General features: G+C 54.6%; 11 protein-coding genes. 7 read left to right on the plus strand and 4 right to left on the minus strand.

Annotated features, from left to right (window positions below):
- Positions 1–39 precede the first annotated feature (39 nt).
- A complete protein-coding gene (locus SH573x_RS04710) occupies positions 40–4,176 on the plus strand; it encodes an ELWxxDGT repeat protein (protein WP_479353178.1) in 4,137 nt (1,378 codons plus the stop codon).
- Between the two features lie 303 nt (positions 4,177–4,479).
- Here the strand turns inward: SH573x_RS04710 and SH573x_RS04715 are convergent, their stop codons facing one another.
- Positions 4,480–6,033, minus strand: coding sequence for a tyrosine-protein kinase domain-containing protein (locus SH573x_RS04715; protein ID WP_479353179.1), 1,554 nt, complete (start codon positions 6,031–6,033; stop codon positions 4,480–4,482).
- 188 nt (positions 6,034–6,221) lie between these two features.
- On the opposite strand from SH573x_RS04715, the gene SH573x_RS04720 reads away from it, so the two are divergent.
- Together SH573x_RS04720 and SH573x_RS04725 are read left to right on the plus strand one after the other, a co-directional pair.
- A complete protein-coding gene (locus SH573x_RS04720; protein WP_479353180.1) occupies positions 6,222–9,707 on the plus strand; it encodes a DEAD/DEAH box helicase in 3,486 nt (1,161 codons plus the stop codon).
- Positions 9,708–9,904: 197 nt separating this feature from the next.
- Complete coding sequence (locus SH573x_RS04725) at positions 9,905–11,149, plus strand: glycosyltransferase family 2 protein (protein ID WP_479353181.1); 1,245 nt, start codon at positions 9,905–9,907, stop codon at positions 11,147–11,149.
- On the opposite strand, the gene SH573x_RS04730 is transcribed toward SH573x_RS04725, so the two are convergent.
- Complete coding sequence (locus SH573x_RS04730; protein ID WP_479353182.1) at positions 11,146–11,973, minus strand: FkbM family methyltransferase; 828 nt, start codon at positions 11,971–11,973, stop codon at positions 11,146–11,148. The two genes, SH573x_RS04725 and SH573x_RS04730, sit on opposite strands and share 4 nt — an antisense overlap.
- A gap of 1,131 nt (positions 11,974–13,104) precedes the next feature.
- Between SH573x_RS04730 and SH573x_RS04735 the strand changes: the two genes are divergently transcribed.
- From SH573x_RS04735 to SH573x_RS04745, 3 genes are read left to right on the plus strand one after another with little or no spacing between them, the layout of a single operon-like run.
- Entirely contained in the window at positions 13,105–13,584 is a 480-nt protein-coding gene (locus SH573x_RS04735; RefSeq protein WP_479353183.1) for an RNA polymerase sigma factor, read from the plus strand.
- The gene (locus tag SH573x_RS04740) at positions 13,577–14,095 is read left to right on the plus strand and encodes a hypothetical protein (RefSeq protein ID WP_479353184.1); all 519 of its coding nucleotides are present in this window, start codon (positions 13,577–13,579) and stop codon (positions 14,093–14,095) included. The genes SH573x_RS04735 and SH573x_RS04740 overlap by 8 nt, the downstream gene beginning before the upstream one ends.
- 2 nt (positions 14,096–14,097) lie before the next feature.
- Positions 14,098–15,465: a hypothetical protein gene (locus tag SH573x_RS04745; protein WP_479353185.1), complete on the plus strand. Its 1,368-nt coding sequence runs from the start codon at positions 14,098–14,100 to the stop codon at positions 15,463–15,465.
- Between the two features lie 121 nt (positions 15,466–15,586).
- Here SH573x_RS04745 and SH573x_RS04750 read toward each other — a convergent pair whose 3' ends face one another.
- A complete protein-coding gene (locus SH573x_RS04750; RefSeq protein WP_479353186.1) occupies positions 15,587–16,600 on the minus strand; it encodes a dihydroorotate dehydrogenase-like protein in 1,014 nt (337 codons plus the stop codon).
- Positions 16,597–20,211 carry a pyruvate:ferredoxin (flavodoxin) oxidoreductase gene (gene nifJ / locus SH573x_RS04755; protein ID WP_479353187.1) on the minus strand — a complete coding sequence of 1,205 codons (3,615 nt, stop codon included), beginning with the start codon at positions 20,209–20,211 and terminating at the stop codon, positions 16,597–16,599. Before nifJ ends, SH573x_RS04750 begins: the two co-directional genes overlap by 4 nt.
- A gap of 349 nt (positions 20,212–20,560) precedes the next feature.
- Between nifJ and SH573x_RS04760 the strand changes: the two genes are divergently transcribed.
- Positions 20,561–22,366, plus strand: coding sequence for an alpha/beta hydrolase (locus SH573x_RS04760; RefSeq protein WP_479353188.1), 1,806 nt, complete (start codon positions 20,561–20,563; stop codon positions 22,364–22,366).
- Positions 22,367–23,098 lie beyond the last annotated feature (732 nt).

Here is a 23,098-nt window from a genome sequence, read left to right on the forward strand (position 1 = left end):
GGGTGGTGTTCCGACACTCTTCTCAATTGCGAGCCCCTCATGTTACCGCGCAAAATTCTTCGGAAATCCAGCCGCTCGCGCACACGTCGGCTGATGGTTGAATCACTGGAAACGCGCCGTCCGCTAGCGGTCGACTTGACCGTGATTGACGCCAATACAGAATCCAATGCCCTGCGGACGCTCACTCCACCCGTGCAATTGGGCACTTCCGCCATGTTCTATGGGAGGGACTCTCAGAACGGCGCGGCTTTGTGGAAGTCCGACGGAACCAATGCCGGAACGGTCATGGTCAAGGACATCAACTTGAATGACACGCTTTGGGAAGGTCTCAGCCTGGCAAGAATGGGGACCTCGCTGTATTTCACAGCCGAGACGAGCTCGACGAATCTGGGGCTGTGGAAAACAAACGGTACCGCGGCGGGAACTTCGCTGGTGAAAGATCTAGGGAATAAGTCCACAAGTTCTGCGCCATCGAATATGACGGTCGTGGGTAGCACACTGTACTTTGCCAGCCAAGGACATTTGTGGCAGAGCAATGGTACGCCCGTTGGCACCGTCATAGCCTTTGATGAAAGTCCATTGCTGACGGCGAGCGTGGGTAGCTCGCTCTACTTCACCATTCAATCCCAATTTGGTCAAACGTTGCTGAGAAAAACGTCGACGGGTTTACAGACTGTGCTTTCAACTCCTCAGTACGTCCAACTCTCACGGCTCACCGATGTTAATGGAACGCTGTATTTTACAGCCTACCGTCCAGCGACCAGTCAATTAACGCTGTTGAAGGCCGACACGAGCAACGTCGAAGTTGTTGGAGCTTTAGGCAATTCACCTAACCTACCGGTAGAGCTGGAGAACGTTAGCGGCACACTTTACCTGGCCATAGGTTCGTCGCTTAATTCGGTCGGCGATACGCTTAAGAAAGTGAATGCAAGTGGGCAGCTAGAAACAGTGCGCGACGACCTTTCGGGCATTCGTGGCTTGACTAATGTCAGTGGTAAATTGTTCTTCGAAGCAACGTCGCCCGCTACGGGGAATGAACTCTGGAAGAGCACCGGCACTGCTGCAGGTACCACGATCGTCAAAGACATCACTCTCGGAACAGATTCCACATCGATCGATAAGTTAACCAACGTCAGCGGTGTGCTCTACTTCTCAACCTCCTCGCAAGGCGTCGAATCGCTGTGGAAGAGCAATGGCACGGCCGTCGGGACAACGCAGATTACGACACTCGAATATGGTACGAGTGATCTGCGCTTTACGAATATTGCTGGTTCGCTGTATTTTGCCGTCAATGCAGCGCCAGTCGCTGATCTTCTATGGCGCAGTAACGGTACCGCCGCGGGTACAGCGCAAGTAAAGCAGATTCAGACCTTTAGCTCCAATGCATCAAACCTCACTCCCGTAGGTGATCGACTGTTCTTCACCGCGCTAGAAGATAGTTTTGCCACGGAGTTGTGGGTTACTGACGGTACGCAAGAAGGCTTGGTGAATCTGAATGTCAACTTCGACGGCGGGTCAGAGCCTGCTTATATGGTTAACGTCAATGGTACGTTGTACTTCGCAGCCACCACCGCAGAGGATGGCACAGAACTGTGGAAGAGTGACGGAACGGTTGCCGGCACAACTCTCGTCAGTGACCTGCGTCGCGGCAGCGGTAGTTCGTTTCCCAGGCAGTTGATCAACGTCAACGGTACGCTCTACTTTACCGTGGAGGCCGCCTTCTCGGGACGCGAGCTCTGGCGAATGGAACGAGGTTCACCAGTTTTAGTGCGTGACATTCGCTCGGGTGTGGCCAGCTCTGGTATAGCCAATATGGTCAACGTTGGCAGCAAGCTGTACTTCACTGCCAACGATGGCACCAACGGTGTGGAACTCTGGCAAAGTAATGGCTCAGCGGCCACTACCACGATGGTCAGAAATATAGCCGCGGGCATAAACAGCTCCAATCCGCAATCGTTGACTGCTGTTGGTACTACGCTCTATTTTCAAGCCAACGATAGCACCAATGGTACGGAGCTCTGGAAAAGCAACGGGACAAGCGCTGGCACAGTCATGGTGCGCAATTTGGTCGCCAGCAGTGGAGGATCGGCGCCCAGCAATCTAACCAACGTTGATGGCACTTTATTCTTCACTGCTAACGATGGCGTCAGTGGCATCGAACTCTACAAGAGCAATGGCACGGCTGCCAATACGAGCCGGGTAATGGACATCGTACCCGGCCCACTTGGCTCCAATCCGGGTGAACTTACCAACGTCTTGGGTTTGCTCTATTTCCGCGCGACCAACTCCAGTGGTGATACCGAACTGTGGAGACTCTCGGGTAACTTCTTGACCCAAATGACGAATATTTCGACCAGCGGTAGTTCCAATCCATCGCAGTTGCGAAACGTCAACGGCATCCTGTATTTTGCGGCGACTGACGGAGTTGTAGGTAATGAACTGTGGCGTCTGCGAGGTTCGACTCCCGAACGTATGGTCGATAGCGTGCAAGGCGCTGGCAACGGCAATCCAGCCTGGCTAGTCAGCTTTGGCCAACGCCTGGCATTTGCTGCTACTTCGACCTACTTTGGTCGCGAAGTTTTCATCTACGATCCTCTGCGTGGGTCAGTCGATGATGATTTCTTCCGAGTCATCCCAGAACAAGTGCTCGGCCACGACGTTTTGAGCGTTTATCTGGGAACCAACGAATCCAACGGACAACTCGTGGCACGTTATGACCCCGCTGCAGTTCTCCATATCGATGGTCAAGCGGGTAACGATCGAGTGCGTTTCTATGAGAACAACCTGGTGGTCAACGCGACGGGCGTGCATGTGGGCAATTCTTCTTTGACAACCAGTGAGGTTGAGACTCGACAGTTATCGGCCATCAGCGGCACAAGCGTAATTCGCTTCGATACCGATGCGCCGTTGGGGGCGTTCGACGTGTTAAGCTCGTCCGCGAGCGCTCCAGTGACATTGGATTTTTCGGAATCCAGCTTGCCAGTAAGCGTCGATCTGCAACTGCTCAGCCTGCAAACGATCAACGATAATCTGAGTCTTCGGCTCATTGAAGCGGCTAATATCGTGAACTTGATTGGTGGTGGTTCGAACGATATCCTCCGGGGCAACCTGGCGGCCAACGTGATTGCTGGCGGACCGGGTAATGACCTGCTGGTCGGCGGTGGTGCCAACGATGAACTGATTGGTGGTACTGACGACGATGTGCTGCAAGGTATGGAAGGCGATGATACGCTACGGGGCGAACTGGGTAACGACACTTACGTATTCGACGATACTGACTCTGCCGAAGCAGATCTCATTATCGAGCTGCCCGACCAAGGCGTCGATCGAGTCAGCTTTCGTTCGGCTACCACCAGCATCAACTTCAATCTGGGGTTAAGTACGGCTCAGGCCGCGCAGTTGAATCGTACGATTCGACTATCGGCCAGTGATGTGATCGAGAATCTAACCGGAGGAGCAGCTAGTGATGTACTGATAGGCAACGCTTTAAACAATGTCCTCACGGGCAAGCAAGGCGACGACAATATGCGCGGGGGATTAGGCAACGATGTGTATGCCTTTGATGACGAAACAAGTCCGCTTGAATTGGATACGATTACCGAACTAGCCTCTGCCGGACTCGATACGTTGGATTTCACCGCAGTTACCGCGGATGTCACGCTCGATCTGGCGCTGACAAGCAATCAAGACGTGCATGGTACTCGCCGGATCAGGCTGACTTCGGGCACTACTTTCGAGAACATAGCTGGTGGCAGTGGCGATGATGTTCTCAGCGGGAACGGTTTGGCCAACGTGCTCTTGGGACACGCTGGCAACGACACCCTGAAAGGGCAAGGCAAGCGTGATTTGCTCATCGGTGGCGTTGACTTGGATATTCTGCAGGGAGGCGCTGACGAAGACGTATTGATACCCAGTACTACCACGCACGATGCCGCTTTGCAGAACCTGAACGATCTCCTAACCGAATGGACTAGTTCTGCCAGTTACGTCCAGCGGATCTTGAGTCTGAAGGCTGGCGTGGGCATCAGTGGTGCTGCCTTACAAGCTGGCGTGAGCGTAGTCGATGATGGCGGCAGCCTGGATCAAATGAGTGGTGAAGGAAACCTGGACTGGTTCTTCAAAGATGCCGCTGATGCCATTTTGGATCTGAGCGGCGAAGTGATCGAAGAACTGTAAGCTACGCAGTGTCACCTCTCCCGCGCAGCGCGTAGCGGGGGAGGTGGTACTAACTGTAGCCGAAGTCGCCAGACTTTGGACGCGTCACCAATTAACGTCCAATCTCTGGCGAGATCGACTAGTGCGCCCAGCCCCCTCCCGAATCTCGCTACGGCTCGATTCGACCTCCCCAAGGCAAAGCCTTGGGGAGGTGACTGTCACCTCTCCCGACGCAGTCGGGGGAGGTCGGAGCCCGCGTTTAGCGAGGCTCCGGGAGGGGGCAAGGCGTCGCGTGAGGATTCGACCATGACCGCTAGTCCGTGGTCATGATTTCATAGTAGTGGTCGGCTCAGCGGATGCTGCGGCCTCGCTACTCGAATCTAACGCTTCACCCGTCGAGGGATCATCGTCATCGTCATCGGTGTCGTCATGAACGACGTAACTGTACGAATAATTGTTTCTAAACGCCCTCTTCATCAAAGGATAGTCGTAGTAGCTATGTTGATGGACGGTCGAGCCGTTAACGACTACCCCCAAGACATTGGCGTTGACATCTGACAGAAGCTCAATCGACTCTCTGCTCAAAACGCGACTATCCTTCTCTAGTTTCATCGTCAGCACTACACCATCCACGACTCTTGATACCGCTCTTCCATCAGAGACGGCCAACAGTGATGGAGTATCAATTATGATCGTATCGAAACGATCTCGCAGTCCATTGATCAACTGTGCAAAATAACTGCAACTGACAAGCTCGGATGGATTGCTAGGACGATTTCCGCTGTAGAGGATCGACAAGTTAGGGATACAGCTCGGCTCAATGGCGTCCTCCACACGCTCCCGTCCAGCTAGAACTGATGCTAAGCCAATATTCTTCTTGACCTGGAATAGATGGGCAATCCGTGGTCTGCGTAAGTCGGCATCGATGAGCAAAGTGTGTCGACCCATTTGGGCTGAAGCAACTGCGAGGTTTGCTGCCAAAGTCGATTTGCCTTCACCCGGAAGGGCACCTGCGATTTGCAGGACTTTGATCTTGTTGGCATGCGCACCTAGCAGCAAACTTGTGCGCACAAATCGATAACTCTCACTCACCATTCCCCTGGAATGATGGACCAGGGTAATTGATTTAGAAATCTTGTCCGGTTTGTAAGATGTATGGAGTTGGTACCATGGAATGTGACCTAGAACCGGCACACCAAGCTCTTGAACAATCTCTTGCGGGTCGTGAAATCGTCGATCCACCAGATCTAGCAACACGGTTAACGCAACAGCGATGATCAGTGCATAAACTGCCCCTTCGAACAATCGACGCGGCCATCCAGGTGACGTGATCTGCTGATGCCGCGATAATACTTCAACATCTCTAGAGATTGTGTCCGGATCGGCTGATGTGCGGGCTCGCAATCGAAATCCAGCGATGTAGCTTTTGGCAATACTATCGGCCAACCGCTCAGACAATTCCGGCGACTGCGACGTAATGCACAGCCTGACGATCTCGTCGCTTAACCGAGCCACCTGTAGATGAGCTTGAATCCACTGGACAATTTGATCGGGCGTCAATTTCTGAAAATCGTGCAAACTGCTTAAACCTTCATCAGCCACAGCGTCTGGGAGAGTCAATTGACTCTCAATGATCCGCATCTCCGTATCCAGAGCGCGCGTGGCCCCTGGCGGCTGGTTGATAAGCAGATCAATATTAGCCTGATGAGACGTGGGGGTAATTGCGTACAGTCCCCAACCGACCAGTGCTCCGACAATCATCGCCGACTGCCAGACTATTGCCCAGCGTTCCCATAACCTGCGAGGCGACATCCGGCGGTGGAAAACGGAAGGTGCGTTGGGTGGCTGAGCGCTTTGGAACTTGCTTGTCTTACTCAAAATCAGCCTCTTATGGAAACGATCCGCTCGCAGTTTCACTTGCCGAATATCCCACCATTGTAAGCGGCCGCTATCGGCACTTGGAGTGCTTGTCGAAACTTTCGTGGGTCATGGCCACAAGCCCGAACCTAGGCAATAATTGTGGAATCTGGCACAGAAAAATCGGTTTTTAGAATGGATCTTCAAGGATGGGACGCAAACGCAGACGCGGTCAGCGTCGACCCACAGTCGACGACACAATTCTTGGCGCTTTCAACAAACTACAGCAATTCGGAGTGCTAGGCAGACACCGTGTGGATGATGAAGACGATCTAGAGGCTGTGCTTGGTGAATTCGTCTCTGCCGATGATATAGACCTGGACGACATCGACGACGAAGACATCGATGACGACCTATTGGAGGCGGGGCTCAAGCCGCCGCAGGCGTCGACACCTTCCCCCACCAAAATGATTCAGGCAGAGTCGCCCGCCAGGAACTCGAGCGCTGACCCTGCGGCCTCTGAAAGTATCGTCGATCGTTGGCGGCGATTGTATGAGCAAAACCTCGAGTTGTTTCCCGCTAATACCAAATCGACAATGTCGATCCACAAGTCGGGGTTCACCATCTTAGAAGTCCATGCAGATGGCACGATCGTCGGCCAGTATTCAGACAGGCACAAAAGCTATCGCATTTATGTTTGGCATCAGCATCCACCATCGGGTTGCAGTTGCCGTGACTCCGATGGCCAATACGCCTGTTACCACTGCTATGGTTTCACACTACACATCATTGAAGAGCTGAGCAAATCCAGCAGCCAGCTAACCAAACGCGTCAACTCGGGTGATTTCACTAGTGGCAAGCTTGATCGCAAGCTGTTTCAGTATGATGCTACGGTTGAGAATTTGAACGATCTCTTGAACTATTTGAGATTCGCGGATGGATCGACTGGCGTCGAACTTCCGCCATTGGATATTGCCAAACGCGAACGCGTATGTTGGCTGCTGACAACTTCTGCGCGCTCAGCTTCCTTAAGTCTGGCAGTACAGCCTATTAACAAGCGGGGTGACGGCTGGAACAAAGCCCGAGCAACTTCGTGGTCTGGTCTGACAGATAGTGTGCAGCGTTTGCCGGGCGATATCACGGCGATGAAAGCTCTGCAGAACATTTCACGCTACACAACCACTACGAGTTCGTATGTCGCCAGCACACTTTCCCAATTGGTCGGACAATCGAATGTGTATGTCGATTCAACAAACATGGAAGTGATGATCGGCAATGCCTCGCTGGCCGTGTTAGAAAGCCACGCTGGTTGGTCGGTGAAGGTTGTCCAGGACGGTTTACAACCGGCTGACGTGTATAGCGTTTTTGCCAACGATGGAGTTATCAGTGTTAGCTTAAGCACACAGCGAGTCTATGTGACGCCAACGACGACGGCGCAATCCAAGTGCATGGCCGCGCTGTGTGCACTAGCCCCGGTAACTCAGCCTCAGCACGTTCAGTTGTTGATTGAGCGTTGCCGACAACTACAGAACATCGTCAGTATCTCGTTGCCTCCCGAATTCGGTCAAGTGATCGAGCAAAAAGTTACGCCTGTCATGATGCTCAGGTGCCGAGTCGATGGCTTTGTCGACTATGGGATACGTATACGCGATGGCCAAGGCGCTCTACAACTGCCAGCCACCGGGGCCTTGATTAAATCCTGCCAGCAAGATGGCCAGGCTGTGCAACTCAAACGCTCCATAGCAGCCGAACAAGCTCTGGTCCGCCAGTTACAGAAACAATTCCGCCTTGACCCAAGCGAATTGCACGGCAAGTTGACCTTTGAGGAAGGCCTCTCGCTGGTCGAACAGCTCGAGCAAAATGCTGCCGAAGTCGAAGTCCTGTGGGACAAAGAAAGCGAAGCACCGATTCGCTCGCTGGGTACTCTCAGTAGCAAAAACGTGCGTGTATCGATCTCGCAGAAGCGAGATTGGTTCCAACTCAATGGACAATGCGAACTGGAGAGCGGCAGTTTCAACTTAAGTGAACTGCTCGATACACTCAGCAGCGATACCCAGACGAACGTCGGTGGCTTCATTCGCATCGGCGAGCGGGGCTGGGCCAAGATTACCGAAGAACTCAAGGAAGGTTTGCAGAAGCTGTCCGATTCGGTCAACGTAGAACGCGGTCAGATGAAGTTCGATCGCACCGCAGCCATGGCAATGCGAGATCTGCAAGATCAATTGCAGATCGATGCCACCAAGCCTTGGAAAGAATGCCTCGACCGCCTGGCGAAAGCCGAATCACTGGAACCAGAACTACCCAAGGCTCTGCAAGCCGAACTGCGCGACTATCAAGTCGACGGCTTCAAGTGGTTGCGACGACTGGCCGAGTGGGGAGTGGGCGGTGTGCTGGCAGACGATATGGGACTGGGAAAGACTGTACAAACTCTAGCGGTGATCGTGGATCGCGCCGAGAGCGGCCCAACGCTGGTGATAGCGCCCACATCCGTGGGCTTTAACTGGCTCCGCGAAATTAAGCGCTTCGCGCCGCATCTGACCCCACACTCCTATCGCGAAACAGATCGCAGCGATTTCTTTGGTGAACTGGGCCCAGGTCATATCGTGGTCTGTTCGTATGGACTGGCACTTCGCGATGTCGAAAAACTTGGCAAGATTCAGTGGAGCAATCTGGTCTTGGATGAAGCCCAAGCCATCAAGAACAGCCAGAGCAAGACTTCGCAAGCGATTGCTACGATCGGGGCCGATTGGAAGATTGCTCTGACTGGTACGCCTGTCGAAAATCACTTAGGCGAATTGTGGAGCTTGTTCCGAATCATTTCGCCGGGCCTGTTCGGTGGCTGGGAACAATTCCGCAAACGTTTCGCTAACCCGATCGAACGCAACGGCGATGATGATCGCCGCATCGCCCTGCGTGATCGCCTGAAACCATTTGTCCTGCGGCGCACCAAAGGCGAAGTATTGCGAGACCTACCAGCGCGCACCGAATCCAACTTGATCGTTGAACTCAACACCGACGAACGCAAACTGTATGACAAGTATCGCTTGTCAATTCTCAACCAGGCCAGCGAGATTGCCAAGCTGCCCGATATTAAAGACCAGCGATTTAAGTTGCTTGCGCTGCTGACACGCTTGAGACAGATTGCTTGCCATCCAAGGTTGGTCGAAGAAACATGGAAGGACCGTTCGACTAAACTTCAACAACTGCTAGAGACCCTGCAGGAACTGCGCGCCGAAGGCCACCGCACCTTGATTTTCAGCCAGTTCGTCCAGCACCTGGCGCTGATCCGTGAGATGATGGATCAAGAGCAGATTACGTATCAGTACCTCGATGGCTCGACCACTCCCACTCAGCGTCAGGAACAAGTCGACAAGTTCCAAAACGGCGATGCCACCGCGTTCTTGATTTCGCTCAAAGCCGGCGGGACGGGCCTGAATTTGACAGCGGCCGACTACGTTATCCACATGGACCCGTGGTGGAATCCAGCCGTCGAAGATCAAGCCACCGACCGCGCGCACCGCATCGGCCAGACGAAACCCGTGATGGTCTATCGCTTGATCGCCAAGAACACCGTCGAAGAAGAGATCCTTAAACTGCACGAAGACAAACGCGACCTGGTTGCCGGCATCCTCGACGGCACTCACACAGCTGCTACACTTTCGACTCAAGAGTTAATCAACCTGCTAACCCAGTAGCGGCATGCGTCAAGCATGTCGTGCCCCTGAGTAGCGGAACGCGTGAAGCGTTTCGTGCTCCCGGTTGCTCCGTAGCGGAACGCGTCAAGCGTTTCGTGCTTGTTGTCGCGGCTGTGACTAGAATGAATTTCGAAAGCCTTGACGGCTTCCGCTACGAGCCCCTCGCCATTTGGCAACAACACTCACTTGTGAACTTCATGGTTTCGATCGCATTCTGGTTGATGATATGCTTCGCCTGCATGGCGATCTATCAAGCAATCATCGGCTGGTGGTTCTGCAGCCTCTTACTTCGCAGTAGCCCCGCGCACTCTAGCACGACCGCCTGGCCCAAGGTGGCGATCTTGATGTCGTTGCGAGGAGCCGATCCACAACTGAGCGTTAGCTTGCAACGACTGATGGAACAGGACTATCCAGACTTCACTCTGCACGTTGTTGTAGATAGTCCGATCGATTCCGCCTATGCCATTGTGCATCTATCGGTCCAAGTGTACGGCGATCGTCTTGACCTGTCCGTCTTGACCGAGCGACGCACTACTTGTGGTTTGCAATGCAGTGCCTTTGTGCAAGCCTATCACCGCATCGCTGCCCATGCAGAGGTCATCGTGACGGTCGATGGTGATTTGATGCCGCATTCGACATGGCTCAAAGACTTGGTGGCTCCGCTGGCTGAACCGCGTGTGGGTGCCACGTTCGGAAATCGCTGGTTCGCACCGTCAGTATCGACTTATGGTGGCCTGGTTCGCTATCTATGGAACGCTGCGGCTATTGTGCCTATGGCCATGCTCAGCATTCCTTGGGGTGGCTGCCTGGCCATGCGGCGCAGCGCGTTTGACCAGGCTGATATGGCCGGTAAGTGGTCCAAGGCCATCGTGCATGACGCACCGGTCATGGAATGCCTCAAGCAGTTGAAGCTGAAGATTCGATTTGTGCCGGGTTTGATGATGCCCATTCGAGAGAAGTGTAGCCTGCCCTTTTGTCTGGACTTTATTAAACGCCAAATGACCTGGACGCGTATCTATCATTCGGGCTGGGCGCTGATCGTGCTGCATGCGGTGGCCACTTCGCTATTGTGGTTGCTGGCCATCATGCTGGGCGTCCATGGCCTGGTCTATGGTGAGTGGTTCACCACTCTGTTTGCAGTGGGTAGCCTGCTGGGTTATGTTGCAGCCATGCTGGTCTTAGTAGCCCTATTCGAATACTGCGTTCGCGTAACCTTGGCCCGACGTGGCGAAGCGACTCAATGGTTGGATGGATCCACTCTGCTTAAATTGCCGATCGCGCTCGTGCTGGCGCAAGGCCTACACCTCACCGCCGTGTTGCTTGCCAACAACTTGAAACAAGTGACTTGGCGTGGCGTAACCTATCTTCTACACGGACCTTGGGATATTCACTTGCAGTCCGATCGACCCTTCGAACCTACCTCCACGGATGCATCGCTCTAAGCGCGACGAGCATAAACTACATGCAAGTGCTCGACGCCTGGCACCACGGGTTCGCTGACAGTGGTAAAGCCATGGCTCTGCAAAAGCTGCTCCATGCGTTGCAAACTCGGCCGGCCGTGATGTACTTCCACGACTGCTTGACGAATGCGAGGCCAATCGCGGACATCGATGCCCGAGAGCACTTCCTCTTCGGCTCCTTCGGTATCGACCTTAAGTAGATTGATCACCTCCAGCCCTTCTTCTTGGATTACATCGGACAGTCGGCGCAATTGGCACTTGACCTGCTTGCTCGACTGGTAATAGCGGCGCAGCGCTTCAGCCAGCGGATACCAAAGCCACTTGGGCGTAACATCAACTGCCCAGCGCAACACTGGATGAACCAAACGCATCTCTTCGATTACGAACTGACGCGAGTTCTGCTTGTACTCGGCCGAAGCGTCTGGAAACATGGTCGAGGCAACGCTGGTTCGCGGAAAGTAGGAGAACTCCACCTCGCCAGCCTGTTTAGCCAATCCACAATTCATCAGTCGCAGATCGAGTTGGTTATGACGATTCGTGTTCAACTGGAGAACTTCGAAGACCTCAGGGATAGGTTCGAACGCCACAACTTTGCCACTGGAGATCAGTTTGTTCACAAACAGAATGAAGAAGCCGATATTGGCACCGACGTCAACAATGCAATCACCCTGTGAGATGGTAATTCCATGGCGCAGGTACAGATTGTCATCCTTCAGCAACTCACGGGCGAGAATATCGACATCGACCTTCGAACGAAAATGGACATCCATCCCATTGGGAAGTTTGCATTGGTAGATTCTCGGCAATTTACACTCCAGCCACTCAATACTGCCGCGGCGCTCTGGGCAACGCACGCGTTAACGGAATGGAGATAGCATACTCAAAGTTTAGAGCGGCTGTCCTCAGCCGCTCAGCAGCCTCTAACCAAATGCGCTACCGACCGGCGGATTAGCGTAGTTGAGGTCTTTCATATCACCCCCTTATCGAACTGGTTCCCTTTACGCCCGCCACACTGGCTCCCTTTTTGACTGCTCCCCATGACTAGCACCGGGTCTGTCCCCGCGCGGATGGGTGACGCTAGCAAAAACGACCGTGGTGTGTCCCCGCGCTCAAGATCGGGGGCAGACGTCGGCCTGATGACACTTGACCAGGACGAGCCCGGGTCTGTCCCCGCGCGGATGGGTGACGCTAGCAAAAAGACCAGTGGTGTGTCCCCCGCTCAAGATCGGGGACAGACGTCGGGCCTGATGACACTTGACGAGTACCGGGTCTGTCCCCGCGCGGAAGGGTGACGCTAGCAAAAAGACCAGTGGTGTGTCCCCACGCTCAAGATCGGGGACAGACGTCGGGCCTGATGACACTTGACGAGTACCGGGTCTGTCCCCCGCGCGCCGGTGACGCTAGCAAAAACGACCGTGGTGTGCCCCGCGCTCACGCGCCGTAGCCTCTAACCAAATGCGCTACCGACCAACAGACTAGCGCCAAGGTCGGCTCACCATGCGGCGCCTTGCCCCCTCCCGGAGCCTCGCTAAACGCGGGCTCCGACCTCCCCCGACTGCGTCGGGAGAGGTGACACTGCGTTCTTCGTTCCATGCACTCATGACGAGTACCGGGTCTGTCCCCGCGCGGATGGGTGACGCTAGCAAAAAGTCCGGTGGTGTCCCCGCGCTCACGCGCTGTAGCCTCTAACCAAATGCGCTACCGACCAACAGACTAGCGCCAAGGTCGGCTCACCATGCGGCGCCTTGCCCCCTCCCGGAGCCTCGCTAAACGCGGGCTCCGACCTCCCCCGACTCTCTCTGCGTCGGGAGAGGTGACTGTTTCTCACAAAATCTCTGAAACAAACTGCTCGGCAGCTTTGTCTTATGCTTGAATGTTCGCAGTTGACATGAGTTTCCACAAACGCCCAAAAACGCCCAATTGCAAGCGATCCGCTCATGCCCTTAGATCCAGAGGAACTCGGAAAACACCTGGATCGATATTGGTCGGTGTTGGTCGCTTGGGTGGGGGGAGCCCATGGGGAGGCCGAAGACATTGTGCAGTCCGCCTTTGTCAAGCTGGCCGCGGAAGATCCGCCGCCGGACAACTGCGCTGCCTGGCTGTTCACAGTGACTCGGCGGCTGGCCTTGAACGCTCAACTCTCACGCAAGAATCGCCGCACTCGCGAACAGCTAGTGGCTAACAATCGTACGTCATCGTCTGCTTCACCAGATCAAACACTGCCACTCGAACTGCGCGACATTCTGAAGGCACTCGACGAGCGTGAACGTGAAGTCGTCATCGCACGCGTGTGGGGTGAATTGACCTTTGAAGAAATTGCAATCTTGAAAAGTGAAGCCAAGGCGACTGTGTGGCGAGTTTACCAATCCGGACTCGCGAAACTTCGACAAGCCTACGAAAGAGATCATCATGCATAAACCAGACAACAATTCTCCAGCGAGTGATCAGCCCGAGTGGAATGAGTTTGAGAAGCGTTTGCGAAATCAATCGATTGGAGACGGACCTCCGCGGCGCGATCGCGTGCTGTATGAATGTGGCTATGCAGCCGCGGTGGCGGCCGTTGCCAAACAACGACGCACGCAAGATGTCCGCTGGCGTGCCCTGGCGCTGGCTGCGTCTCTGGTCGCTTGCGCTTCCCTGGCCACGCATCTGGTTCCAACCCAACGTGACCAGGATCTAGCCAATCGCAATCCACCTGAAGTTCGCGCCTCGCCCGAAACACGCTCGTCGTCGGAAACATGGATGGCCGCATTAGTCCAAGGGCGCACGTCAGAGCGACCAACAACTCAGACCATGCGCCTCCCCTCTATGCCCAGCACCTGGGAACTGGCACCGATCAACGGAGCCGTTGTTCCCGCTGACCGATCTGCCGAAGAAAAGCCATTACGACCCCGAGACTCCCAACGTTTCCTCAATGGAGAAGTGTAATCATGCGCTGCCTCACTTTCATGTGCTCACTGCTATTAGGCATGGCCGTCGTGTGCCTGCCAAACAAACTTGTTGCTCAAGAACAAATGATCGACAAGAAGGTCCTTAAACTGGCTGCCAAGACAGCCAAGGACTCAGTCCATGTGATCCACTTGCTGCCTGCAGAAGATGAGCAAGAGCCAGGCAACGCCGTGCCGGTCTTGCTGAGAATGGTCTACGAGCAAAGCCGGTTCATGAGTAATGAGTATCCGAAGCTGCATGAATATGCGGTGATGGACATTAATGATCCCAAGTTGAACGAGCTGGCATTCGATTCTTTCGCGCGGCAAGCCATTCGGGCGGGTTCGATGAGCTACGCCGATTGGCAATATCCGTTGCGAAGTGAAAACCCCTATCTGATCTTGCTGCCAGATATTCAGTCGCAACGCCAACTAGTTGGTCGAGGCATGACCGCATGGATCAAGCAGCGCTTGGCCAAGGGAGATATGGATGCGGCCTTGAGGGGCATCCGTGCACAACTGGGATGCGCTCGACACTGTGCAGCTACACCAGTCGTGGTCTGTCACTTCGTAGGTTTGGCGATTGCCAACATGGCCTTCGATAGTCTCGAGCTGGCCATGCAATATGAAGATTGTCCTAATATGTATTGGTCCTTGGGAGCCATGAGTCCAACACTGCAAGACTTGGGGCCCATGGTTCGATGGGAATTGTGGGCCACCCCGGCTCGGCTGAACGAACCACTACCGCCAGTCGGTGATGAAGAGTGGATCAATATCGCACATAAGTTTGTGGAACTGTTCGCCGAGTTGAGTGACCAGCGCTACAGCGAAAAAGAAGGTGCCGAACTACAGAAGACCATCGACCGACTCGCACGCAAAGAGTTGGCCATCGAATTAGGCTTCAGCGATGCCGACATCCAATTCATGACCACAGAAGAGCGTGTGATGCGTTACATCTATCTTCACTACTGCAAGGTCCGCAACCAACTCGAACCGCTGAGTTACCAATCGCCTCAACAGATCATAGCTGCCAGTCAGAAACTAGAAGCTAACAACCAAGCTGTACTGACTGCCACCGGTGCCAAATCCAGTCCCTTCCCCATGATATTGCCCACCGGCCTTTTGACTTGCCGCAGTTTCGAACGTCGAGTGAAGATGCTACAGACGATCGAAGCCATCCGCGACTACAGTAGCAAGCACGAAGGTCGTCTGCCGGCTAGCCTGGCTGAGCTGGATCTCCCCGCTCCCAACGACCCATTCACCGATAAACCCTTCGAGTACAGCCTCGATGGCACCACTGCCAGACTCGCGCAAGCCAAGCTCGACGGCTGCAAGACGATGATCTACGACTACCAACTGAAGATGAATTAAGGAAATCGCGCAGCGATCGGCCTCCACCGAGCTCGCCTCGGTGGAAGCCACGACTGATTGGCTAGGCGTCGCTCAATCTAGCCAACAAGTCGTGCTTCCACTGACACAAGGTCAGTGGAGGCTAGTTGGAAGTAATCCTAGTGAATTGCACAAGTGCCTTCATGTAGTTAGCCCGTTCGAAGGCGCCGGTGTCGGCGCAGCGCAGGCGACTGACGCTGCCGATTAACTGCTGGACGGAATGGTATTCTCGCTCGACCAGCCACTCTTCTAAGTGACTGAGCAGTCGCGATAGCGGGTTTTCTATACCTTGAGCCAGCAGGTGGGAAGCTAACATGGTTACGTTAGCCCCAGCGAGCAATGACTTCAGGACTTCATCCACCGAATGGATACCACCCGATGCGGCCAGGGAACAGCTCAACTGATCGCGCAAGATACCCAGCCAACGAACCACCATGCGATTTTCGTGCGGCGAGCTAAGTTGCAAATGTGGCTCGACACGCAACGTCTCTAAATTCATCTCAGGATCGAGATAGCGGTTGAAGAGCACCAGGCCACTGGCACCAGCCTCGATTAAGCGATTGGCAAAGTGTGGTAGAGCTGAGAAGTAGGGACCAAGCTTGACGGCGAAAGGTATCTTCACATGCGCCGCCATTTGCTTGACCATCGCAATGTATTGGTCTTCGACGTCGCTTGCGCTCTGCGTACTCGAGGTAGGTACAAAGTAGATATTCAGCTCCAAGGCATCGGCACCTGCTAACTCTAACAGTCGCGAGTAGCGCAGCCAGTTACCGCTGACCGATCCGTTCAAGCTGGCAATCACCGGTATGTCAACTTGCTTCTTCAAATCCTCGAGCAGTTCCAGGTAAGGCTCGGGACCGGCATTGTAATTAGTTAGCTCCGGTAAGAAGCCTGTCGACTCAGGGAACGAATCATGTGTAAATTCATGCAGCCGCAACAACTCGAATTCTTCGTGCTCAATTTGTTCGGCGAACAGCGAATGCAAAACCACGGCAGCGATGCCCGAGGATTCCAAACGCTTGATGTCGCTGACGGAACGGGTCAAGGGGCTGGGAGCAGCGACCAGCGGGTTCTTGAGATGCAAACCGAGATAGTGTGTTGAAAGATCGATACTCATTTGGCGACTCCATCGTAAACGGCTGCCAGCGAACGTTCTACATTCGAAATTTGTTCGTAATAATGCCAACGATCATCGATGTCATTTTGTGCTAACTCCAACAAGCGCTGGGCGCGAATGGGATCGCTACGTTGCAACATTGAGAAGCGAGCTTCTTTGGCGGCGAATTGGCTGAAAGGAATGGTCGGCTTGCGACAATCCAAATGAAATGGCTTCGAGCCTTCGTGGGCTACGCGAGGATCGTAACGATAGAGGGGCCAATATCCGCTGTTGACCGCGGCCTTCTGATGCGTCATACCAGTCGATAAATCCACCCCGTGCGCAATGCATTGACTGTAGGCCATGATCAATGACGGGCCAGCGTAGGACTCCGCTTCATGAAACGCTTTCAAGGCCTGCAGCGGATGCGCCCCGATGGCAATCTGCGCGACATAGACATGCCCGTAAGCCATGGCCAGCATGCCAATATCCTTCTTGCCGATCCCTTTGCCTGCCGACGCAAACTTGGCAATGGCCGCGCGGGGCGTCGACTTCGACGCTTGCCCACCTGTGTTCGAATAGACCTCAGTATCTAGTACCAACACGTTGACATTGCGACCCGATGCCAAGACGTGATCGAGGCCACCAAAGCCAATGTCATAGGCCCAGCCATCGCCTCCAATAATCCATACCGACTTCTTCACCAGGGCGTCGACCATCTGCTGCAACTCTCTGGCGGGCTCGCCGTCTTGCGGTTGCAAACGCGCCGAGAGCAACTGGACCAGGGATCGCTGCTGCGCAATTTGCGTTTCGTCTTCCTGTTCATTGCTCAGTAACTGGTCGATGTGTGCTTGAGTAAAGGTGGCATCGATTAAGGTGCTCGCTAGTTCTTGCAGCAAACTGCGGGCTCGCTCGCGACGTTTCTCGATCGCCAGGTGCATACCCAGACCGAACTCCGCGTTGTCTTCAAACAAGCTGTTGGCCCAAGCGGGTCCGCGACCCTCAGCATTCTTGGACCAGGGAGTGGTGGGCAGGTTGCCACCATAGATCGACGAACAGCCGGTGGCATTGGCGATCACTGTTCGATCGCCAAACAACTGTGACAATAACTTAAGATACGGAGTCTCGCCGCATCCTGCGCAGGCACCAGAGAACTCAAACAGCGGCAGAAGAAGCTGCGAACCCTTGACGGTTCCAGTATCGATACGGGTGCGGTCAAGGTTAGGCAACCTCAAGAAGTAATCAAAGTTCGCGCGTTGTTGCTTGATGACCTCCGGTTTGGCAGTCATGTTGATGGCTTTGACTTTAACGGCTTCCTTGCTGCGAGCCGGACAGACATCGACGCATACGCCACAGCCAGTGCAATCATCTGGAGCAACCTGCAGCGTCATGCGCATGTCACTTTCGCCATCACTGCCCGTGGTGCGCCACGGCAACCAGGCAAAACTAGCGGGTGCCTGGTCGTCGTGTGTGGTCTCACTGCTGGCATATACCTTGCTGCGAATTGCCGCGTGCGGGCAAACCATGGCACACAGTCCGCATTGAATGCACAGATCCGGAATCCAAGCCGGAATCTCGGCGGCGACACTGCGTTTTTCGAGACTGGCAGTGCCGGTAGGAAACGTTCCGTCAACCGGCATGGCGCTGACAGGCAACTTGTCGCCCTGCCCTGCCAACAAGATCCCCGTGACACGTTGAACAAAATCATCACTGCTGGTGTCGGTCCATTGCCATGTCGCGTGCGTGCCTGTGACTTTGGAACCCAGCGGAACTTCTTGCAAGCGCTTGAGCGCCAGATCAATGGCTGATCGATTCTTGTCGACCAGCGTTGCCCCACGTTTGCCGAAGCTACTTTCGACGGATTCTTTGAGAGCCTCGACCGCCTGGTCCATCGGAATAATCTGCGCAGCCAGAAAGAAGCAAGTTTGCATGACGGTGCTTATGCGTCCAGGCAGTCCAACTTCGCTGGCGATTTGATCGGCGTCGACAATCAGCAAGCGCACGCGGCGCTCGATGCAGTGCTGCTGGAAGTTGGCTGGCAAGTGTGACCAAACTTGATCAGCTGGGTAAGGACAGTTCAGCAGCACGGTCGCACCTTCGCTGACTTGGTCCAGCATCGAGAATCGCTCGAGGTACGCGAAGCGATGGCAGGCGACGAAGTTTGGTCTCTGAATCAGCGTACTGGCGCGCAGCGGTTGGTTATCCAATCGCAGATGCGAGATCGTCATCGCGCCGGACTTCTTGGAGTCGTACACGAAGTAAGCTTGAGCATGCAAACCGCCTAACTTCCCGGCAATCTTAGCGGTGCTCTTGATAGCGCTGACGGTCCCATCGCTACCCAATCCATAAAACATGGCTCGCAATTGCCCGCTTTCAGGGACTTCTAGCGCTGGGTCAACTCTCAGGCTGCGATGAGTCACATCATCTTCGATGCCGATAGTAAAGCCGCGTTTGGGGCGCCCGCGAGTAAGTTCTTCAAAGATGGTCAGCGCCATCGGTGGCGTAAACTCTTTGGAGGCCAGTCCATATCGTCCACCAATGATGCACTCGATCTCAGGAGCGGCCAGCTTGTTGTCCCAGCGATGCTCGGCCAGCGCAGTGACCACGTCTTGATACAGCGGTTCACCGATCGCGCCGGGTTCTTTGATGCGGTCGAGCACCGCAATTCTGCGAACCGATATGGGCAAAGAGGCAATAAAGGCTGCCACATCGAAGGGCCGATAGAGCCTGACTTTGATTACGCCCACGCGCTCGCCGCGAGCTCGCAGGAAATCAACGGCTTCTTCACATGCGCCACAGGCCGAGCCCATCAGCACGATTACGCGTTCAGCTTGCGGATCGCCATAATAATCGAACAGGTGGTAGCTGCGCCCGGTCAGCTGTGCCAGTCGATTCATCGTGGCTTGCACGATTTGCGGAGCCCGATCATAGAACGGATTGATGGCTTCGCGAGCTTGAAAGAAGACATCGGGATTTTGGGCTGAACCACGCAAGACAGGTCGATCAGGAGTCAGCCCGCGCGAGCGATGCTCGTAGACCAGTTGCCAATCGATCATCGAGCGCATTTGTTCTTCGCTGAGCTCTTCGATCGAGTTCAGTTCATGCGAAGTGCGAAAGCCATCAAAGAAGTGTAAGAAAGGCAAGCGCGTGGCGAGCGTGGCTGCATGCGAGATCAGGGCCATATCGGGAGCTTCTTGCACGCTGCTGGCACACAGCATGGCCCAACCGGTGGATCGGCAAGCCATCACATCGCTATGATCTCCAAAGATAGACAGCGCGTGTGTAGCCAGTGTGCGTGCAGCGACATGAAAGACTGTCGGAGTCAGCTCTCCGGCGATCTTGTACATGTTCGGGATCATCAACAGCAGACCTTGCGAAGCTGTGAAGGTGGTTGAAAGAGCCCCCGCCTGCAGCGCTCCATGCACTGCGCCCGCGGCGCCTGCTTCACTCTGCATCTCGATGACTTCGGGCACGATTCCCAACAGACTGGGGCGTTTCTGGGACATCCACACGTCGGCATGTTCGCCCATCGCCGAGGCGGGCGTAATCGGATAGATCGCGATCACTTCGCTGAGTGCATAAGCGATCCTGGCTACAGCTTCATTACCATCAACAACAGATCGGCCCGCCATTGCAATTTCCTCCTGGAGTGTGCATCTCCAGTTATCCTAACAGATTCCATAGTAGGTGACGCTGGCGTGGCGTAGTGTCGCTCTAATGCCGTTCGCAGACAGCTCCGTAGCCACCAGTCGCCAGACGGTGGATGCAGCTCCGTAGCCACCAGTCGCCAGACGGTGGATGCGTTACGCGTGACTGCCCACCGCTTAGCACTGCTTGGCAGCGGTGTCTACGAGCATGTCAGTGGGACTCCACAGGCTGGAAGCCTATGCCACACAGGCTGGAAGCCTATGCCACATAACTACGTCCAGCCGTGTAAACTATTGGCAATCCTGACCAGCTCAACTCGAAGAGAACTCAATCATGTATCAACGCTTATTGTCAATTTTCTGTAGGCTGCTGCTCGCTTGCTTCAGCACAACTGGTTTGGCTCAACTGCCGGCGGCTAATTCTGGCAAGCTGTATTATGGTGAGATGGATGCCGGGCCGCGCGTGTTTCGTTTTGTCGTTACGACGAAGTTGAACGCCGCTGGAACTTGGACAGCCGAATTGAAGAGTCTCGACGAAGGCGAAGCCAAGTTCGAATTGACCGAGGTGGTTATCGACGACAAGACGTTGCAGTTTGAGTTGTCGTCCACTAAAGCTAAGTATGCTGCCAAATTAGACGAACAGGCCACCACGGCCAATGCCGACAAACCTGTCTTTCGCGGTCAGTGGAAACAAAGTGGTCAGTCTTTTGCACTCGATTTCAAACAGTACGACGTTGCGCCCACAGATAAACCAGCTGAAGTCTGGATCGGCGATCTGAAAGCGGGGCTGCAGACGCTGAAGATGCAGTTTCGCATCTACAACGTCGGCGGCACTGAGCAGGTGGTAGTTGACAGCCTCTCGCAAAAGGTTGGTGGATTCAAAGCCACGCGCACGGTCGAGGGCGATACGGTTGTAATCGATGTGGCCTCGTTGCGCGGCAAATACACCGGTAAGAAAGTTGATGACCAAAGAATTGAAGGCAAGTGGTCCCAGGGTTTACCTCTGGAATTGAATCTGACACGCGTGGAGGAACCACTCAAGCCGCAAGTCATCGCTGCCGAGCGACCGCAAATGCCCAAGCCGCCTTTTCCCTATGACATCGAAGAAGTAACCTTTGCTGGTGGCGCGGCGGATGTACAACTCAGTGGTACACTGACTCTGCCGCAGTCGGATGACAAGCAAAAGAAGTTTGCAGCGGCCATCTTGGTTACCGGTTCCGGGCCGCAGGATCGCGACGAAACCTTGCTGGGACACAAACCTTTCTGGGTATTAGCAAATTATCTAACGCGAAATGGACTGGCGGTGTTGCGTTACGATGAACGCGGCGTGGGCAAGTCCAGCGGTGAATTTGGTAAGGCCACTAGCGAAGAATTTGCTACCGATGCCGCAGCGGCCGTCGATTTCTTGAAACAACATGCACGCATCGACGCTGCGCAGATTGGAATCATCGGTCATAGCGAAGGCGGTATCGTTGCGCCGCTGGTAGCCGTCAAGAAGCCTGAGTTGGCCTGGATCGTCTTGATGGCAGGACCAGGCGTCAACGGCGAACAGATTCTCTATTCGCAAGGCAAGCTAATCATCGAAGCGGAGGGCGGCACCGCGGAGATGGCGGAGCGTCAACGCATCGTTCAAGAATTTGCCTTCGCCGCCATGAAGGCAATGAAGCCAGACGATAAAGTCGAGACGTTCGTCGAGACCACGGCCAATCAAGTGATCGAAAAGGCTCAAGCGCTAGAAGCGGAAGCCGGGACCAAGAGCGAACCGGTTGACCCTGAAACGAAAGCCGCGATTACAGCGCTGGTCACAGCCAATCTACAAGCCATGCACAATCCCTGGTTTCGCAACTTCGTGCAGCATGAACCCGGACCAGTCTTGCAGCAAGTCAAATGTCCCGTCCTGGCTATTAATGGTGAGAAAGACGTGCAAGTCGATCCCAAGCTGAACTTGCCGAAGATCGAAGAGAGTTTAAAGGCCGGCGGTAACCAGGCCTACAAGATCGTCGAACTGCCAGGCTTGAACCACTTGTTTCAAACCAGCGACACCGGAGCTCTTTCTCAATACGAATCCATCGAAGAAACGATCTCACCGGTCGCCCTGCAAACCATCGGCGACTGGATACTCGGCCAGACCGCTCGTTAACGCGTAGCCGCCAGGCGAGGTGAACCCTCTAACCGACCACTGCGTTTACCTGAGCATCCATGTGCGTTGGTCGGTGCATCATCGTTTAACCCGTAGCCGTCAGGCGAGGCGCACCCGCTAACTAAGTCTGCGTTTACCTAAGCATCCGTGTGCGTTGGTCGGTGATTTGCCACCTGAGAATCAACCGCTGCGTTCGCCTCGCCTCTGCGGCTTCGGGTTAAACGATTTGCCGTCAGGCGAGGCGTACCTGCTAACTAAGTCTGCGTTTACCTAAGCATCCGTGTGCGTTGGTCGGTGATTTGCCACCTGAGAATCAACCGCTGCGTTCGCCTCGCCTGCGGCTTCGGGTTAAACGATTTGCCGCCAGGCGAGGCGCACCTGCTAACTAAGTCTGCGTTTACCTAAGTATCCATGTCCGTAGGTCGGTGATTTGCCACCTGAGAATCAACCGCTGCGTTCGCCTCGCCTGCGGCCTCGGGTTAAACGATTTGCCGCCAGGCGAGGCGTACCTGCTAACTAAGTCTGCGTTTACCTAAGCATCCGTGTGCGTTGGTCGGTGATTTGCCACCTGAGAATCAACCGCTGCGTTCGCCTCGCCTGCGGCTTCGGGTTAAACGATTTGCCGCCAGGCGAGGTGCACCTGCTAACCAAGTTTGCGTTTACCTAAGCATCCGTGTGCGTTGGTCGGTGATTTGCCACCTGAGAATCAACCGCTGCGTTCGCCTCGCCTGC

The sequence above is a fragment of the Rania fehmarnensis genome (genome assembly GCF_056494185.1).

Excerpts from the sequence above, each read along its gene's own strand:
- SH573x_RS04710 (WP_479353178.1), top strand. The coding sequence starts at position 40 with ATGTTACCGCGCAAAATTCTTCGGAAATCCAGCCGCTCGCGCACACGT.
- SH573x_RS04720 (WP_479353180.1), top strand. The coding sequence starts at position 6,222 with ATGGGACGCAAACGCAGACGCGGTCAGCGTCGACCCACAGTCGACGAC.
- SH573x_RS04725 (WP_479353181.1), top strand. The coding sequence starts at position 9,905 with ATGGTTTCGATCGCATTCTGGTTGATGATATGCTTCGCCTGCATGGCG.
- SH573x_RS04735 (WP_479353183.1), top strand. The coding sequence starts at position 13,105 with ATGCCCTTAGATCCAGAGGAACTCGGAAAACACCTGGATCGATATTGG.
- SH573x_RS04740 (WP_479353184.1), top strand. The coding sequence starts at position 13,577 with ATGCATAAACCAGACAACAATTCTCCAGCGAGTGATCAGCCCGAGTGG.
- SH573x_RS04745 (WP_479353185.1), top strand. The coding sequence starts at position 14,098 with ATGCGCTGCCTCACTTTCATGTGCTCACTGCTATTAGGCATGGCCGTC.
- SH573x_RS04750 (WP_479353186.1), bottom strand. The coding sequence starts at position 16,600 with ATGAGTATCGATCTTTCAACACACTATCTCGGTTTGCATCTCAAGAAC.
- nifJ (WP_479353187.1), bottom strand. The coding sequence starts at position 20,211 with ATGGCGGGCCGATCTGTTGTTGATGGTAATGAAGCTGTAGCCAGGATC.
- SH573x_RS04760 (WP_479353188.1), top strand. The coding sequence starts at position 20,561 with ATGTATCAACGCTTATTGTCAATTTTCTGTAGGCTGCTGCTCGCTTGC.